Consider the following 15,085-nt stretch of genomic DNA (forward strand, 5'->3'; position numbering starts at 1 on the left):
TCAACGCGGCTGCAGCACCTGCCAGGCAATGACTGTCCCACCGTGACGCTGCGCGAGCCCCGCCATGCGCGAGCGCTCCTGAGATACGTGCAGGGCATCGATCAATTGCACCCGCGCCAACGCCACGACGATCTGTCCCGCGGCGATCTCGACCGAGTGCGGAACGTCCGCCGATACACGTCGATAGTGGTCCTGCGCGGCCAACCCGATGACCGTTTCGACCGAATCTTCGGACACCACCAGCAGGTGCCGCAACACGGACTGTTCGTCGGCGACCCACTGTGAGGCGGACAGGGTCGTCGACGCCGCCTCCGCATCGTCGAAACTCTCGGCGGTGATTGTCAACGAAGAGTCGTCGACCGACAACTCCCCGTTGGACTTTCGCCCGCCCCCGAGAGGACTTGTCAGTCGCCGCCAGCGGGGGACCTCGATCGGATTGCCATTCACATCACGTGCCACCCCACCAGCCTCTCAGGTGGCCCTGAACAACATCTTGGACACGCCGCAGCGAACCGTTTCAGTGCCACTACCAGCGCCGCCGCATCGGGGCTGAAAAAAATCTGGACCCGAGTAGTCAGGGCTTACTACGAACCGTCATACTTCTCTGGTGACTAGCGCTGCAGCACCCACAGGATCAGCTATCACCCAGCGCGTGCACTCGCTGAACCGACCGAACATGGTCAGCGTTGGCACCATTGTGTGGCTTTCGAGCGAGCTGATGTTCTTTGCCGGATTGTTCGCGATGTATTTCGTGGCACGAGCCGGAAACTACGGCAATTGGCCGATGGAGCCCACCGAGCTCAATCTGACACTGGCGATCCCCGTGACCGCCGTGCTGATTCTCTCCTCGGTGACATGTCAGCTCGGCGTCTTTGCCGCCGAGCGGGGCGATGTCTTCGGTCTCCGACGGTGGTACACCATCACCCTGATCATGGGCGCGTTCTTCGTCGCCGGACAGGGCTACGAGTACTACCACATGGTCCACGAGGGCACCACGCTCTCGTCGAGTGCCTACGGTTCGGTCTTCTACATCACTACGGGCTTCCACGGCCTGCACGTGATCGGCGGCCTCGTTGCCTTCGTCATCTTGTTGCTCCGTACCCGGCTCAGCAAGTTCACCCCGGCACAGGCCACCGCCGCGATCGTCGTCTCGTACTACTGGCACTTCGTCGATATCGTCTGGATCGCGCTCTTCGCGACCATCTACTTCATTCGGTAACGGCCGAAACAGTCTTTTGGCACAGGCAAAGTCAGTCCGCTAAGCAGAGAGATACAGATGAGTTCATCTCCCCCACCCACCTCACCCGGGGATTCGGAAACGGGTGCCCTGAGCGAGGGCACCGGTCGCACAGACGCCAAGAAATCCAAGTCGCGCCGCAAATTGCGTCGTCGCGCCTCCGGAGCTCTTCTCCTGTTGGCAGGTCTGGTTGTCGCCGGCGGACTGGCCGCAGCCATCACGCCTGAAGCCCAGGTCGCCAAAGCGGACAGTGACTCCACTGCCGCACTGGTCCAAGACGGCAAGAAGCTCTACGAGACCTCTTGCATCACGTGCCACGGCGCGAACCTCGAAGGTGTTGCCGATCGCGGTCCGTCACTGGTGGGCGTCGGCGATGCGGCGGTGTACTTCCAGGTGTCCTCCGGCCGTATGCCGGCGGTCCGCGGCGAAGCCCAGATCGTCCGCAAGCCGAGCAAGTTCACCCAGGCCCAGATCGACCAGCTCGGCGCCTACATCCAGTCCATCGGTGGTGGCCCGCAGGTGGTCTACGCCAAGGACGCCGACGGAAACGTCATCTTCGAGAACGGCTACCCGGTCATCGAGCAGGGTGCTCTGCGGGGCGACAACATCGGACGCGGCAGTGAGCTGTTCCGCCTGAACTGCGCCTCATGCCACAACTTCACCGGCCGTGGAGGTGCGCTGTCGTCGGGCAAGTTCGCGCCCGCCCTCGACGCGCCGAACGAGCAGGAAATCTATACCGCCATGCTCACCGGACCTCAGAACATGCCCAAGTTCTCTGACCGGCAGCTGACCGACAACGAAAAGCGCGACATCATCGGCTACGTCAAGTACGCCACCACGGCGAAGGACCCAGGCGGCTACGGACTCGGCGGCTTCGGCCCGGTGTCCGAAGGCATGTTCATGTGGTTCGTCGGCGCGGTTGCTGTTGTCGCCGGCACGATGTGGATTGGATCACGTAGATGACCGACCAGCAGAAACCAGATCCGACCCCGGATGAGCTGGATGCGATGAGCCACGACGAGTTGGTCAAGCTCGGCACGAACCTCGACGGCGTGGAGGTCATCCACCGCCGGGAGCGTTTCCCCGAGCCGGGTACCAAGGCGGAGAAGCGGGCCGAGCGCACAGTCGCATTCTGGTTCGCACTCGCCGGGGTTTCGGCCCTCGCGTGCTTGATCATCTTCCTGTTCAACCACTGGGAATTCGTGATGCCCGATGGTGACAACTACATGGCGTACATCCTCAACACCCCGCTCATCGGTTTCACCTTCGGTCTGTCGATCCTCTCTCTCGGTATCGGCGCCGTGCAGTTCACCAAGCGATTCATCCCTGAAGAGATCTCGGTCCAGGACCGCCACGACGGCGGTTCCGCCGAGGTCGACAAGCGGACCATCGCCGCAGAGTTCGCCGATTCGCTGAACACCTCCACGCTCCCCCGCCGCAAGGCGATCAAGCGTGCCGGTCTGTTCGGCCTCGGCGCCTTCGCCCTGACCGGCGTCGTCGCAATGCTCGGCGGTTTCATCAAGAACCCGTGGGCACTCGGCAAGAAGGCACCGCTGTGGAACACCGGTTGGTCGCCGATCTACAACTCGCCCGAAGATCCCAACGAGACGGTCTTCTTGCGACGCGACAACGGCAATCCGATGTCAGTGGTCCTGGTTCGTCCCGAGGATATCGACGCCGGAGGCATGGAGACCGTGTTCCCGTGGCGGGTGTCCGACGGAACCGGTGAGACCGAAGAGTCACGTCACAAGCTGATCGAGAGTCTTCGTGGCGTCAGCAACCCGGTCATGTTGATCCGTCTGCGCCCCAACGACGCCGCCAAGGCGATCAAACGTCAAGGCCAGGAGAGCTTCAACTACGGCGACTACTACGCGTACACGAAGGTCTGCTCGCATCTCGGCTGCCCGACATCACTGTTCGAGCAGCAAACAAACCGTATTTTGTGCCCGTGCCACCAGTCACAGTTCAACGCCCTCGAATACGCGAAACCGATCTTCGGTCCTGCCGCCCGTGCTCTCGCGCAGTTGCCGATCTCGGTCAACGAGCAGGGCTTCATGGTGGCTGCCGGTGACTTCATCGAGCCCGTAGGCCCGGCGTTCTGGGAACGCGGCCAGGGGAAGGACAAGCCATGAGCAAGATCGGACAGCAGGCCGAGGCTGTAGATTCCCGGTATCACATGGCGGCAGGTATTCGCCGCCAGATCAACAAGGTTTTCCCCACGCACTGGTCATTTCTGCTCGGTGAGATCGCGCTGTACTGCTTCATCATCCTGCTGATCTCGGGCGTCTACCTGACGTTCTTCTTTGATCCGTCGATGTCCGAGGTCATTTACAACGGGTCCTACGAACCGCTCAACGGCGTCATGATGACCCAGGCGTACGCCACCACACTCGACATCTCGTTCGAGGTCCGTGGCGGACTCTTCGTCCGGCAGATCCACCACTGGGCAGCGCTGCTCTTCGCGGCGTCGATCATCATCCACATGGCCCGCATCTTCTTCACCGGCGCTTTCCGGCGTCCGCGTGAGGCGAACTGGGTCATCGGCTGCTTCTTGCTGGTGCTGGCGATGTTCGAAGGCTTCTTCGGATACTCGCTCCCCGACGACCTGCTCTCGGGCACCGGTGTTCGCGCCGCGATGTCGGGCATCGTCCTGGGCATCCCGGTTGTCGGAACCTGGATCCACTGGGCATTGTTCGGTGGACAGTTCCCCGGCGACATCATCATTCCGCGCCTGTACGTCCTGCACATCCTGTTGTTCCCGGGAATCATCCTGGCGCTCATCGGTGCTCACCTGGCGCTCGTCTGGTACCAGAAGCACACCCAGTTCCCCGGCCCCGGCCGCACCGAGACCAATGTTGTCGGTGTCCGGATCCTGCCGGTGTTCGCAGTCAAGTCGGGTGCATTCTTCGCCGTCACGTTCGGCATCCTGGCGATCATCGCGGGTCTGTTCCAGATCAACCCTGTGTGGGCGATCGGGCCTTACAACCCGGCGCACGTTTCGGCAGGCTCTCAGCCCGACATCTACATGATGTGGACCGATGGTCTGGCTCGACTGATGCCTGCGTGGGAGATCTACTTCGGCAACGCGTACACGATCCCGGCCATCTTCTGGGTCGTTGTGGTGCTGACGATCGTGTTCGGGCTCATGTTCACGTACCCGTTCATCGAGAAGAAGCTGACGGGCGATACCGCTCACCACAATCTGTTGCAGCGGCCGCGTGACGTGCCGGTGCGGACCGCGGTCGGCGCGATGGCGCTCTCGTTCTACATCATCCTCACGCTGTCGTGCATGAACGACATCATCGCCTACAAGTTCCACATCTCGCTGAACGCAACCACGTGGATGGGCCGTATCGGGCTGATCATCGTCCCGCCGCTGGCGTACTACATCGCCTACCGCTGGGCTCTGGCATTGCAGCGCAGCGACCGGGCAGTGCTCGAGCACGGCATCGAAACCGGCATCATCATGCGTCTGCCGCACGGTGAGTTCATCGAGCTGCACCAGCCGCTGGGACCTGTCGACGACCACGGACATCCGATTCCGTTGCCGTACGAGGGTGCTGCGCTCCCGAAGCGGATGAACAAGCTCGGCTCCGCCGGCGAACCAGGTACCGGTTCACTGCTGATCGCCGACCCCGCCGAAGAGCAGGCTCGCAACGTCGCGCTCGAAAAGAAGGCACATCACGACGAGAAGGACGCCCTGCGCGCGCTGCAAGAGCGCGGCGGAGATCCCTTCGTCGACTGACACGGCCAATAGACAAGAGCCGGACCGCAATTGCGGTCCGGCTCTTGTTGTATGTGCGGACGGTCTGTCGCTGCAGACGGCAGCGGCACTCCCCTACCCCACCGTTGTCCCGTCGCACACCGTGGTCGCCACGATCATCCTGCCAACTGTATCGACGGGCGTTGTTCCCTCGGACCTTCATCGGGCCGTTGGTCACGCACGCGACTACGCAGTGTCCAGCTGCGAATAGTGCTGAACGACAGGAAAAGGTTCGTAGAAGTGATGCAACAGGTCTCGCCACTGCTGGTAAGCCGGCGACCCGCGGAAGCCCTCGGTGTGATGCTCCACCCACTCCCATTGCACGAGCAGAAGGTAGCGATCCGGATCTTCGACGCACTGCGACAGCGTCAGACCACCGAATCCGGGCATCCCGGCAATGATGTTCCTCGCGTCAGAGAAAGCGGTACGGAAATCCTCGCTCATACCCGGGCGAACCTGTAGGACCGCATGTTCGATGATCATCGAACCAATCATGCCTGCGCAGGTCACCAGAGCTCGCCGCAGCGCCAATCGCATGTCAGTTCACCGGACACCGGTGTTGACCGTCCGTAGACGTGAACGGCGCTTTCAGGGGTCTTGATCAACCCGTGCGGAGTCATCGCCGACAACCGGCCGGTCCATGGAACCCAGCCGTGTGCTCGGTAGAGGCGCAGACCGGCATCACTGGCCCCCAGGACACCGAAGTCGTAGGCGCCGTCGATCACGCCCTCTACGGCGCTCATCAAGCGGTCACCGATGCCTTGGCGCTGTCGGTCTGGATCAGTCGCCACCGCCTCGACGTAGCCCACCCGGTATGCGCGGCCGTCATGGGCGATCGACCGGGCCACCACCGCGGCATGACCGATCACCACTTCACCGTCGGTGATCATCGCGTGGACTCCCCCGAGCGCGTGATCGAAGTCGGCGTCGGTGAAGTCGCCGTCGAAGGCCCGGTCGAGAAGCGCTCGGATCGCCGTACGCCAGAAAGCACTCAGCTCCCAGGTGTGCCGCAGTTGAACCTGCGGACCTGGGAGCTGAGTGCTGATTATTGTTGTCAGTGCTTTTCGGGTCCGACGTGGTACTCGAGCACCAGACCGCACACCGCACCGATGATGCAGACCGCGGCAAACGCAACAAGCCAGAACTGCCCGAACGCGAGTGCGACGGCGAACAGTGCGGCACCGGCGGCGATCATAATCGGCCACCAGCTGCCGGCGCTGAAGAAGCCCAGCTCGCCCGCGCCGTCGGACACCTCCGCGTCTTCGTAGTCCTCCGGGCGGATGTCCACCCGGCGAGCGACAAAGCGGAAGTAGGTGCCAACCAGCATGGCCAGACCACCGGTCATGACGAGTCCGGTGACGCCAACCCATTCGACGTTCTTACTGGTCAGTCCGGTGGCCAACCCGTACGCCACGCCCACTGCGAAAAAGAATCCGGTGAGGATCTCGAAGATCCGCGCTTCAATATGCATCTCGTAGCTTCTCCGTGACTAGTTCGGCGCGGTCTGCGTGCCGCGCTTGGTGTCGAAGGGCTTGGTGGTGATCGCAAGCGGATCCTCACCAATCGCCTTGAGCGCCTCAGCATTGGTCGCGTTGGGGTTGGCTTCGCGGAACTTGATGTACTCGTCGAACTTCGCCGGGCTGACCGCACGAACCTCGAAGTTCATCATCGAGTGGTACGTGCCGCACATCTCCGCGCAACGTCCCACAAACGCACCCTCACGGTCGATCTCGCTGACCTGGAAGCGGTTGTCCGAGTGGTTTTCCTTCGGGAACGGCATGACGTCCCGCTTGAAGAGGAACTCCGGAACCCAGAACGAGTGGACGACGTCGGTCGCCGCGATCTCGAACTCGATACGACGATCGGTCGGCAGCACCAGGACCGGAATCTCGTCCGAGGTACCCAGTGTCTCGATCTTGTCGAACTTCAGGTACGACCGAACGTCATTCTCGAGAGCCTGGAACGGCGCATCGTGCTCATCGCCCGACTCTTCTGGGTGCTCGCCCTCCGGGACCTGCTGGTCGTACGGATTCCCGTCGGCTTCGGAGCCGTCGTAAATCTGACCGTCCTCGAAACGAACGGTTCGGTAACCGAACTTCCAGTTCCACTGGAATGCGGTCACGTCGACCACCACTGCAGGATCGGGCTGCTTCGCCTCGACCTTGTTCTGCACGATGATCGTGAAGTAAAAGAGGACCGCGATGATCACAAAAGGAATCGCGGTGTAGGTCAGTTCCAACGGGACGTTATATGCCGTCTGACGCGGGAACTCGTCTTGTCCTGCCTTACGGCGATGGAACGTAATGGTCCAAAATGTCAGACCCCACACCAGAACACCCATGATGAGGGCCGAGATCACCGACCACGTCCATAGATGCCGCATGTCTTCGGCCTCGGGCGTAATGCCCTTTGGCCAACCGAATCGCAACGCTTCTTCAGCGCTGCAGCTCGACAGCATCAGTGCGCCAACGCCTAGGAACAAGGCTGCGCTTATCTGCTTGATTCGACGTCCGCGGTGCTGACGCTTGGTCGATGCCGGAGGTTGCCCACCGTGTGCCAATTTCACGCCTTCCTACCCTGCCCTGACTGGAAACAGTCACAACGCTCTCCACGATTGGTAGCTCGTGTACTACGCAGCGTAGACCAAGCCCGGCTCACATTCGTATCGGGGTTTGGGTTCGTGTCCCGCGGTGCCGCCGACGGACCACCCAACCCGGGCCGCGCACGCGGCGCTACTCCCGATTGCGGCATACTCGGGCGTGTTCTGTACCCCGTCCCTGGACGAATTGAGGCAATTTCGTGTGTGGTCTGTTAGGTCTGCTGTCTAGCGACGCATCGGCCGCCGAGTCAGCTGATCTGGTCGCATCTGCGTTGCACTGCATGCGACATCGAGGACCTGACGAACCGGGCACCTGGCATGATTCCGACCTGGTTTTCGGCTTCAATCGGCTCTCGATCATCGATATCGAGCACTCGCATCAGCCGTTGCGCTGGGGTCCACCGGAGAACCCCGAACGGTATGCACTCGTCTTCAACGGCGAGATCTACAACTACCTGGAGATCCGCGCCCAGTTGGCCGAGGATGAGGGTGCCGAGTTCCGTACCGAGGGCGACGGCGAGGCGATTGTCGCGGCCTTCCATCACTGGGGTCCGGATTCGGTTTCCCGATTGCGAGGAATGTTCGCGTTTGCCATCTGGGACACCGAGGATCGGTCACTGTTCCTGGCCCGGGATCCGTTCGGCATCAAGCCGCTGTTCATCGCGACGGGTTCGGGCGGCACCATCTTCGGCAGTGAGAAGAAGAGCCTGCTCGAGCTGATCGATCGCATCGGCGTCGCCGATTCCCTCGACAGCCGCGCGATCCAGCATTACACCGTGCTGCAGTACGTCCCGGAGCCCGAGACGTTGCATGCCGGCATCCGCCGACTCGAGTCCGGCAGCTACGCGACCCTGCGACCCGGCCAGATGCCCAAGGTCTACCGGTACTTCACACCGCAGTTCGCCGTGCGCCCGTTCACCAAGGGCAGCGAGCAGGCCCGCTACGACGAGATCGCCGAAGTGCTCTCCGATTCCGTCGCCAAGCACATGCGCGCCGATGTCACGGTGGGCTCGTTCTTGTCCGGAGGTATCGACTCGACGGCGATCGCCGCACTCGCCATCAAGCACAACCCCGACCTGATCACCTTCACCACCGGGTTCGAACGGGAAGGCTATTCGGAGGTCGACGTCGCCGCGGAATCTGCCGCGGCCATCGGCGCCAAACACATCGTGAAGGTCGTCGGACCGGCCGAGTTCGTCGCCGCGATTCCGGAAATCGTGTGGTACCTGGACGATCCGGTGGCCGACCCCTCACTGATCCCGCTGTACTTCGTGGCCAAGGAAGCGCGCAAACACGTCAAGGTCGTCTTGTCCGGCGAGGGCGCCGACGAACTGTTCGGCGGCTACACCATCTACAAAGAGCCGTTGTCGCTCAAGCCTTTCGAACGTCTGCCCCGCGGCCTGCGGGCTGCAGCCGGCCGATTGTCGGATCGGATCCCGGAAGGTAAACGGGGGAAGAGCCTGCTGCATCGCGGGTCCATGACCCTCGAGGACCGCTACTACGGCAACGCCAGGAGCTTCGACGACGCCCGACTTCGGGCCGTGCTCAAGGATTTCCGTCCCGAGTGGACCCACACCGACGTGACGGCCCCGATCTACGCGACCTCACGCGGCTGGGATCCGGTGGCCCGGATGCAGCATCTGGACCTGTTCACGTGGCTGCGTGGCGACATCCTCGTCAAGGCCGACAAGGTGACGATGGCCAACTCACTCGAACTGCGGGTGCCGTTCCTCGACTCCGAGGTACTCCGCGTGGCCGAGGGCCTGCCGTACGAGGAGAAGATCTCCCACGGCACGACCAAATACGCGCTTCGCAAAGCGCTCGAACAGATCGTCCCGGCGCACGTCCTGCATCGCAAGAAGCTGGGTTTCCCTGTGCCCGTACGGCATTGGTTGCGCGGCACGGAACTGTACGACTGGGCGCATGAGACGATCGAGAACTCGCAGACCGACCACATCCTGAACAAGGATGCGATCCGCACAATGCTCAACGAGCACCGCACCGGCGCGGTCGACAACAGCCGTCGGTTGTGGACCGTTCTCATCTTCATGGTGTGGCACGGGATCTTCGTCGAAGGCAGCATCGTGCCGCAGATCGAGGATCACCAGTACCCGGTCCGGCTCTAGCGAACATCGTGAGAACAAATCCGCCCACCCCTGCAGAAGGGGCGGGCGGATTTGTTTGTCTGGGGTGTTTGTTGACTGGCGGTGATCAGGCGGGAAGGATCGCGCCGATCTCGGCAGAAGCCTCGGCGCCGTAGGCACCGGACAGACGCTCGAGCGCGCTCTTGCGGTCCCACACCCATTCCTGGGTGCCAACGGTCTCGAGGACCAACACGGCGACCATTGATCCCAGCTGCGCGCTGCGCTCGTGGCTCAGGCCGGCCGCGTTGCCGACCAGGAATCCGGCGCGGAACGCATCACCGACGCCGGTCGGATCAACCTTGGCGGTCTCCGGGACAACCGGAACGTGGACGCGCGAGCCGTCGGCGTCGACGATCTCCGCTCCCCCACCACCAAGTGTGGTGACCCGGACGCCGACCATTTCGGCGACCTGGGCCTCACTCAGACCCGACTTCTGCCGGAGCAGACCCCACTCGTATTCATTGGTGAACAGATACGTGGCGCCTTCGATCAGCTCGCGAACCTGCTCGCCGTCGAGCCGGGCGAGCTGCTGCGAGGGATCGGCGGCAAACGGGATGCCGAGTTCGCGGCATTGCCGGCTGTGGACGATCATGCCCTCGGGGTCGTCGGCACCGATCAACACCAGCTCCGGTGTACCGAAATCGGATGCCAGTGTGGTCAGCGAGATTTCGCGCGACTCACTCATCGCACCGGCGTAAAAGCTTGCCAGCTGCGCCATCTCGTCGTCTGTGGTGCACATGAAGCGAGCAGTGTGCGCGGTCTTCGACACCCGGACACCACGCGTGTCGACTCCGTTGCCCTCCAGCCACTTCCGATAGTCGTCGAAGTCGCTACCGACCGACCCGACCAACAGCGGCGAACCACCGAGGACCCCCATCGCGTAGGCGATGTTCCCGGCAACACCACCGCGCCGGATCACCAACTCCTCCACGAGGAAACTCAGCGAAATATGACTGAGGTGTTCTGGCAGGAGCTGTTCAGAGAACTTGCCCTGAAAGCGCATCAGATGGTCGGTAGCGATCGATCCACAAATGGCAATGGCCACGAAGGGGTGCCTTTCTTCCTCACTGAATAATGGCCTAACGCTACCTGCTCATCAGGTGAACGCAGGCAGGACCCGGAGACAACAAAAAGGCCGCACCCGAGCTGAGCTCGGATGCGGCCAAATTGTGTGTATGGATCAAGCAGCCTGGTGAGAGGTCAGGCGTCAGTTGAACGAATCGCCACAGGCACAGCTGCCCGTTGCATTCGGGTTGTCGATGGTGAAACCCTGCTTCTCGATCGTGTCGACGAAGTCGATGCTGGCACCCATCACGTACGGGGCACTCATGCGGTCGACGGCCAGTCCGACACCGTCGAACTCGACGACGAGGTCTCCGTCGAGGTTGCGGTCGTCGAAGTACAGCTGGTAGCGCAGGCCGGCGCAGCCACCGGGCTGGACGGCGATGCGCAGCATCAGCTCTTCGCGACCTTCTTGCTCACGCAAGGCCTTCGCCTTGGACGACGCAGCTTCGGTCATAATCACACCGTGCGCGGGTGCCTCGGTCTCGGTCTGCACAGCAGTCTCGTTCGATGCGGTCATGAAATCTCCTCAGTGTGCGGGGCGTCGGCCTGCGAACCCACAGTGGTCCGGGTTTCGGATGCGAACTTCCGTCGGCTACAACCGTACTCCTGCCCGGTCTATTCCTGCCTATCACACCAGGTGCGCTGCAGCGATGCTCACCACGAGTCGGCAACTCGACGAGCGAGTTCGGTCAGCTGGTTCTGCGCGTCGTCCATGGCCCGCTGCACCGAGCCCGCGACCTCGACGATGGCATGACCTCGCGCGATACCGGCCTCGGCGATCTGAGCCGGGGTCAGCGCCAGTTGGCCGGCCAGCACGATCGTCGGAATGTCATGCTCGCGGGCCGCACCCGTCAGGGCCGCGACGACCTTGCCTTTGAGGGTCTGTTCATCGCATTTTCCCTCCCCTGTGATGACCAGGTCGACCGTGGCGATCAGGTCGGCCTGTCCGGTCGCGTCCGCGATCACCGTCGCACCCGAGATCCGGGTTCCACCGAGTGCGAGCAGCGCTGCCCCCAGACCCCCGGCAGCGCCGGCACCGGCCAACGGGCTGATGTCGCGGCCGGCGAAGGCACCGAGCCTGCCCGCCCATTCGGTCATGCGCGCCTCGAGCGCTGCGACGGTGTCCGGGTCAGCGCCCTTCTGCGGACCGAATATCGCGGCCGCACCGTCCGGACCGAGCAGCGGATTCTCCACGTCGGAGGCCGCCACCAGGGTGATCGGCCGTAGCAGTCGCGACGCCTCTTCCAACCCACCGAGCGCATCGATCAGGCCCTTGCCGCCGTCGGTGCTGCCGCTACCACCCAGTCCGACCACGATCGTGTCGGCGCCTGCCGCAACCGCGGCCGACACGAGCCGGCCCACTCCATATGTATCTGCGGCGACCGCGGTGCGAGGCGACGGCCCGCCACCCAGCTGATGCAGACCGCAGGCCTGTGCGCATTCGATATAAGCGGTCACGTGCTCTTTCTCACGATGCAACAGCCACTGCGCCGAAACGAGTGCACCCAGAGGTCCGGCGACGGTTTCTTCCCGGACCTCACCGAACCGACTGGCCAGCACCGACACGAATCCGGGCCCGCCATCGGACTGTGGCGCGAGGATCAATTCGTCGTCCGGCCTGGACAGAGCCCATCCCGCGGCGATCGTCTCCGCGGCGGCGACAGCGGTCAGGGTGTCACCAAACGAATCCGGGGCGATCAGAGCTTTCATGGACGAAGTATAGGAAGGCGACCGCCGCGCGGCAGTGTGCAGAAACACACCCGCAGAGCGCCACCGCCTGCTCGATCCACGCAGTGGCCAGACCCGGCAGCCGCTGCACGCGCCGTCGGGATAATCTGGAGAGGTGAAATTGCCCTGGAAAAAAGACGACGACGCCGAGGTCGCGGCCAATACGACGTCGACCGTCGAGCAGACGGCAGAAGAAGCTGCGGCCGATCGCAGATACACCGAGGGCAAGGGCCGCCCCACCCCCAAGCGCCGCGACGCCGAGGGCAAGCGACGTGGTCCGGTTGCGCCGGCCCCGACGACCCGCTCCGAGGCCCGGGCTCGCAAGAAAGAACTCAAGGGTTCGACGGTCAGCCTGACCAAAGAAGAGAAGCGCTCGCAGTCCGATGCGCGTCGTAAGGCTCGCACCGACCAGCGCGAGAAGATGATGGACGGTGACGAGCGTTACCTGATGCCCCGTGACAAGGGTGAGGTCCGTCGATACGCCCGCAACATCGTCGATTCACGGCGCAACTTCGCCGGGCTGTTCATGCCGTTCGCGATCCTGCTGATCCTCGTGATGTTCGTGCCGGCCCTCGCGGTCTACGCCACGCTGTTCATGCTCGTCTTCGTCATCTTCCTGGTGATCGACGGCGTGATGCTCGGACGGATCATCAACAACCGCGTGCGTGAACGCTTCCCGAACACCACCGACGGCGGGTTCAAACTCGCCTGGTACGGATTCAGCCGCGCGATGCAGATGCGGTTCATGCGCGCACCGCGGCCCGTGGTCAAGCCGGGCGACGCGGTCTGATCGGTATGCGAACCCTGGTTCTTGGTGGAATACGCTCGGGCAAATCAGCTTTCGGTGAGAGCCTGCTGCCCCGCGACGGTGTCAGATACTTGGCGACGGCCGCCGATCCGGCAACCGGCGACCCACAGTGGGAAAGCCGGATCGGAGCCCACCGCACCCGCCGTCCCAGCGGGTGGACCACGGTCGAATCCGGCGACGTGGCAGGCGAATTGCGCCGCGATGCGCAGACACCGACCCTCGTCGACGATCTCGGCGGCTGGCTGAGCCGGTACATCGACTCGGTCGGTGGCTGGGAGGACGATGCCTTCGACCTGTCGGCCACGGCGATCGAATTGTCCACGGCAGTTGCCGAATACACCGGCGATCTGGTGATCATCAGTCCAGAGGTCGGCCTCTCGCTGGTGGCACCGGTTCCGGCCGGGCGACTCTTCCAAGATCAGTTGGGCATCGTCAACGCGGCAATTGCCGCGGTCTGCGACCGGGTTGTGCTGGTCGTTGCCGGCCAGACCCTCGAACTGCGCGGTGGCGCGGCAGGCGATGTCGCTGCCCCGGAGTCGGTTTCATCCCCACTTGCAGCATCGGTCCTGGCGCCGCTTCCCTCACCCGACCCGGTACCGGTCCCCGCCACGGTCGACGATCCGGCCACGCTGGACGAGCCGACCGCGGTTGCCGATCCGGCACCGTTGACCGAGTTCGAGAAACCGGAACAGTTCGACTTCGTCGCAGCGCCCGACCGCAATGCTGCGATCGCCGCGCGTGAACGTCAAGGCACACTGACGAAACCGGCCGGATCGCTCGGGCGTCTCGAAGAAGTCGGCATCTGGGTGGCGTCTTGCCAGGGCATCTGCCCTCCTCGTCCGATCAACGAACCCAGCGTGGTGGTCTTTGCCGGCGACCACGGTGTCGCCCAGAGCGGTGTCTCGGCGTATCCGCCTGAGGTCACCGCACAAATGGTCGCAAACATCTGTGCCGGTGGAGCTGCGGTCAACGTGCTGGCACGGCAGAACGGTGCGCGGGTCCGGGTCGAGGATCTGGCTGTGAATGCGCAGACACCGGACGAGATCAGTCGCTTCAAGGTCCGCCGCAGCAGCGGCGATCTGACGCGTGAAGATGCTCTGACCACCGAACAGACACGCGCCGCAATCGCGGCGGGACGCGCCATCGCGGATCAGGAGATCGATTCCGGCGCAGATCTTCTCATCGCCGGAGAGATGGGGATCGGGAACACCACCCCGGCCACGGTCCTGGTCGGCCTGCTCACCGATTCCGAACCGGTCGTGGTTGTCGGACGCGGCACCGGCATCGACGACAACGGCTGGATCCGCAAGACGGCGGCCGTGCGGGACGGCATGCGACGAGGTCGGCCACACGCGCGGATCCCACTCGAGCTCTTGCGAACCGTCTCCGGTGCGGAGATCGCTGCGATGGCGGGATTCCTCGCGCAGGCCGCATTGCGCAAGACGCCGGTCATCCTCGACGGCCTGGTGGTCACCGCGGCCGCGCTGGTTGCCAACGATCTGGCGCCCGGCGCCCGGGAGTGGTGGGTGGCCGGACATCGGTCGGCCGAGCCCGCTCACCAGATCGCGTTGCGGCACCTCGATCTCGAACCGCTTCTCGAGTTGTCGATGCGTCTCGGTGAAGGCAGCGGTGCCCTCACCGCCCTCCCCCTGGTGCAGGCGGCCGTCAACACGCTCGCATCGATGGCCACGTTCGCCGAGGCTCAGGTCAGTGGTGCGCCCGACGCGGCGTCCTGACCACC

The 15,085-nt window shown here is 63.4% G+C and carries 15 protein-coding genes; 7 read left to right on the forward strand and 8 right to left on the reverse strand.

What is annotated here, in order from left to right:
* The gene (locus tag AC1TPF_RS26330; protein WP_482145767.1) at window positions 1-459 is read right to left on the reverse strand and encodes a hypothetical protein; all 459 of its coding nucleotides are present in this window, start codon (window positions 457-459) and stop codon (window positions 1-3) included.
* Window positions 460-607: 148 nt separating this feature from the next.
* On the opposite strand from AC1TPF_RS26330, the gene ctaE reads away from it, so the two are divergent.
* From ctaE to qcrB, 4 genes are read left to right on the forward strand one after another with little or no spacing between them, the layout of a single operon-like run.
* Window positions 608-1,219, forward strand: a complete 612-nt coding sequence (gene ctaE, locus AC1TPF_RS26335; RefSeq protein WP_482142030.1) for an aa3-type cytochrome oxidase subunit III — start codon at window positions 608-610, stop codon at window positions 1,217-1,219.
* Between the two features lie 57 nt (window positions 1,220-1,276).
* Window positions 1,277-2,200 (forward strand): cytochrome bc1 complex diheme cytochrome c subunit, encoded by a 924-nt coding sequence (gene qcrC / locus AC1TPF_RS26340; RefSeq protein ID WP_482142029.1) that lies wholly within the window; start codon window positions 1,277-1,279, stop codon window positions 2,198-2,200.
* Window positions 2,197-3,369, forward strand: a complete 1,173-nt coding sequence (gene qcrA, locus AC1TPF_RS26345; RefSeq protein ID WP_482142028.1) for a cytochrome bc1 complex Rieske iron-sulfur subunit — start codon at window positions 2,197-2,199, stop codon at window positions 3,367-3,369. Before qcrC ends, qcrA begins: the two co-directional genes overlap by 4 nt.
* Window positions 3,366-4,982, forward strand: a complete 1,617-nt coding sequence (gene qcrB / locus AC1TPF_RS26350) for a cytochrome bc1 complex cytochrome b subunit (protein ID WP_482142027.1) — start codon at window positions 3,366-3,368, stop codon at window positions 4,980-4,982. The genes qcrA and qcrB overlap by 4 nt, the downstream gene beginning before the upstream one ends.
* A 204-nt stretch (window positions 4,983-5,186) precedes the next feature.
* On the opposite strand, the gene AC1TPF_RS26355 is transcribed toward qcrB, so the two are convergent.
* From AC1TPF_RS26355 to ctaC, 4 genes are read right to left on the reverse strand one after another with little or no spacing between them, the layout of a single operon-like run.
* Window positions 5,187-5,483: an antibiotic biosynthesis monooxygenase family protein gene (locus AC1TPF_RS26355; protein ID WP_482145768.1), complete on the reverse strand. Its 297-nt coding sequence runs from the start codon at window positions 5,481-5,483 to the stop codon at window positions 5,187-5,189.
* 23 nt (window positions 5,484-5,506) lie between these two features.
* Window positions 5,507-6,100, reverse strand: a complete 594-nt coding sequence (locus AC1TPF_RS26360) for a GNAT family N-acetyltransferase (RefSeq protein WP_482145769.1) — start codon at window positions 6,098-6,100, stop codon at window positions 5,507-5,509.
* A complete protein-coding gene (locus tag AC1TPF_RS26365; RefSeq protein ID WP_482142024.1) occupies window positions 6,055-6,471 on the reverse strand; it encodes a cytochrome c oxidase subunit 4 in 417 nt (138 codons plus the stop codon). Before AC1TPF_RS26365 ends, AC1TPF_RS26360 begins: the two co-directional genes overlap by 46 nt.
* A gap of 18 nt (window positions 6,472-6,489) precedes the next feature.
* Window positions 6,490-7,566: an aa3-type cytochrome oxidase subunit II gene (gene ctaC, locus AC1TPF_RS26370; protein ID WP_482145770.1), complete on the reverse strand. Its 1,077-nt coding sequence runs from the start codon at window positions 7,564-7,566 to the stop codon at window positions 6,490-6,492.
* 233 nt (window positions 7,567-7,799) lie between these two features.
* Here ctaC and asnB point away from each other — a divergent pair, with 233 nt between their 5' ends.
* Entirely contained in the window at window positions 7,800-9,725 is a 1,926-nt protein-coding gene (gene asnB / locus AC1TPF_RS26375; protein ID WP_482142022.1) for an asparagine synthase (glutamine-hydrolyzing), read from the forward strand.
* 85 nt (window positions 9,726-9,810) lie between these two features.
* Here the strand turns inward: asnB and AC1TPF_RS26380 are convergent, their stop codons facing one another.
* From AC1TPF_RS26380 to AC1TPF_RS26390, 3 genes are all read right to left on the reverse strand, one after another.
* Window positions 9,811-10,788: a carbohydrate kinase family protein gene (locus AC1TPF_RS26380; RefSeq protein ID WP_482142021.1), complete on the reverse strand. Its 978-nt coding sequence runs from the start codon at window positions 10,786-10,788 to the stop codon at window positions 9,811-9,813.
* Window positions 10,789-10,950: 162 nt separating this feature from the next.
* Entirely contained in the window at window positions 10,951-11,325 is a 375-nt protein-coding gene (locus AC1TPF_RS26385; protein ID WP_482142020.1) for a HesB/IscA family protein, read from the reverse strand.
* A gap of 137 nt (window positions 11,326-11,462) precedes the next feature.
* Complete coding sequence (locus tag AC1TPF_RS26390) at window positions 11,463-12,518, reverse strand: glycerate kinase family protein (protein WP_482142019.1); 1,056 nt, start codon at window positions 12,516-12,518, stop codon at window positions 11,463-11,465.
* Window positions 12,519-12,651: 133 nt separating this feature from the next.
* On the opposite strand from AC1TPF_RS26390, the gene AC1TPF_RS26395 reads away from it, so the two are divergent.
* Both AC1TPF_RS26395 and cobT read left to right on the forward strand, forming a co-directional pair.
* On the forward strand, window positions 12,652-13,326 hold the full coding sequence (locus AC1TPF_RS26395) for a DUF3043 domain-containing protein (protein WP_482142018.1): 675 nt from the start codon (window positions 12,652-12,654) through the stop codon (window positions 13,324-13,326).
* Between the two features lie 5 nt (window positions 13,327-13,331).
* Window positions 13,332-15,080 (forward strand): nicotinate-nucleotide--dimethylbenzimidazole phosphoribosyltransferase, encoded by a 1,749-nt coding sequence (cobT, locus tag AC1TPF_RS26400; protein WP_482145771.1) that lies wholly within the window; start codon window positions 13,332-13,334, stop codon window positions 15,078-15,080.
* The last annotated feature ends 5 nt before the right edge of the window (window positions 15,081-15,085 follow it).

Source organism: Williamsia sp. Y853, from assembly GCF_056786495.1.

What these genes read in the sequence shown, in the direction of transcription:
- qcrC (WP_482142029.1), top strand. Translation starts at nt 1,277, where the DNA reads ATGAGTTCATCTCCCCCACCCACCTCACCCGGGGATTCGGAAACGGGT.
- qcrA (WP_482142028.1), top strand. Translation starts at nt 2,197, where the DNA reads ATGACCGACCAGCAGAAACCAGATCCGACCCCGGATGAGCTGGATGCG.
- qcrB (WP_482142027.1), top strand. Translation starts at nt 3,366, where the DNA reads ATGAGCAAGATCGGACAGCAGGCCGAGGCTGTAGATTCCCGGTATCAC.
- AC1TPF_RS26355 (WP_482145768.1), bottom strand. Translation starts at nt 5,483, where the DNA reads ATGATCATCGAACATGCGGTCCTACAGGTTCGCCCGGGTATGAGCGAG.
- AC1TPF_RS26365 (WP_482142024.1), bottom strand. Translation starts at nt 6,471, where the DNA reads ATGCATATTGAAGCGCGGATCTTCGAGATCCTCACCGGATTCTTTTTC.
- AC1TPF_RS26385 (WP_482142020.1), bottom strand. Translation starts at nt 11,325, where the DNA reads ATGACCGCATCGAACGAGACTGCTGTGCAGACCGAGACCGAGGCACCC.
- AC1TPF_RS26390 (WP_482142019.1), bottom strand. Translation starts at nt 12,518, where the DNA reads ATGAAAGCTCTGATCGCCCCGGATTCGTTTGGTGACACCCTGACCGCT.
- cobT (WP_482145771.1), top strand. Translation starts at nt 13,332, where the DNA reads ATGCGAACCCTGGTTCTTGGTGGAATACGCTCGGGCAAATCAGCTTTC.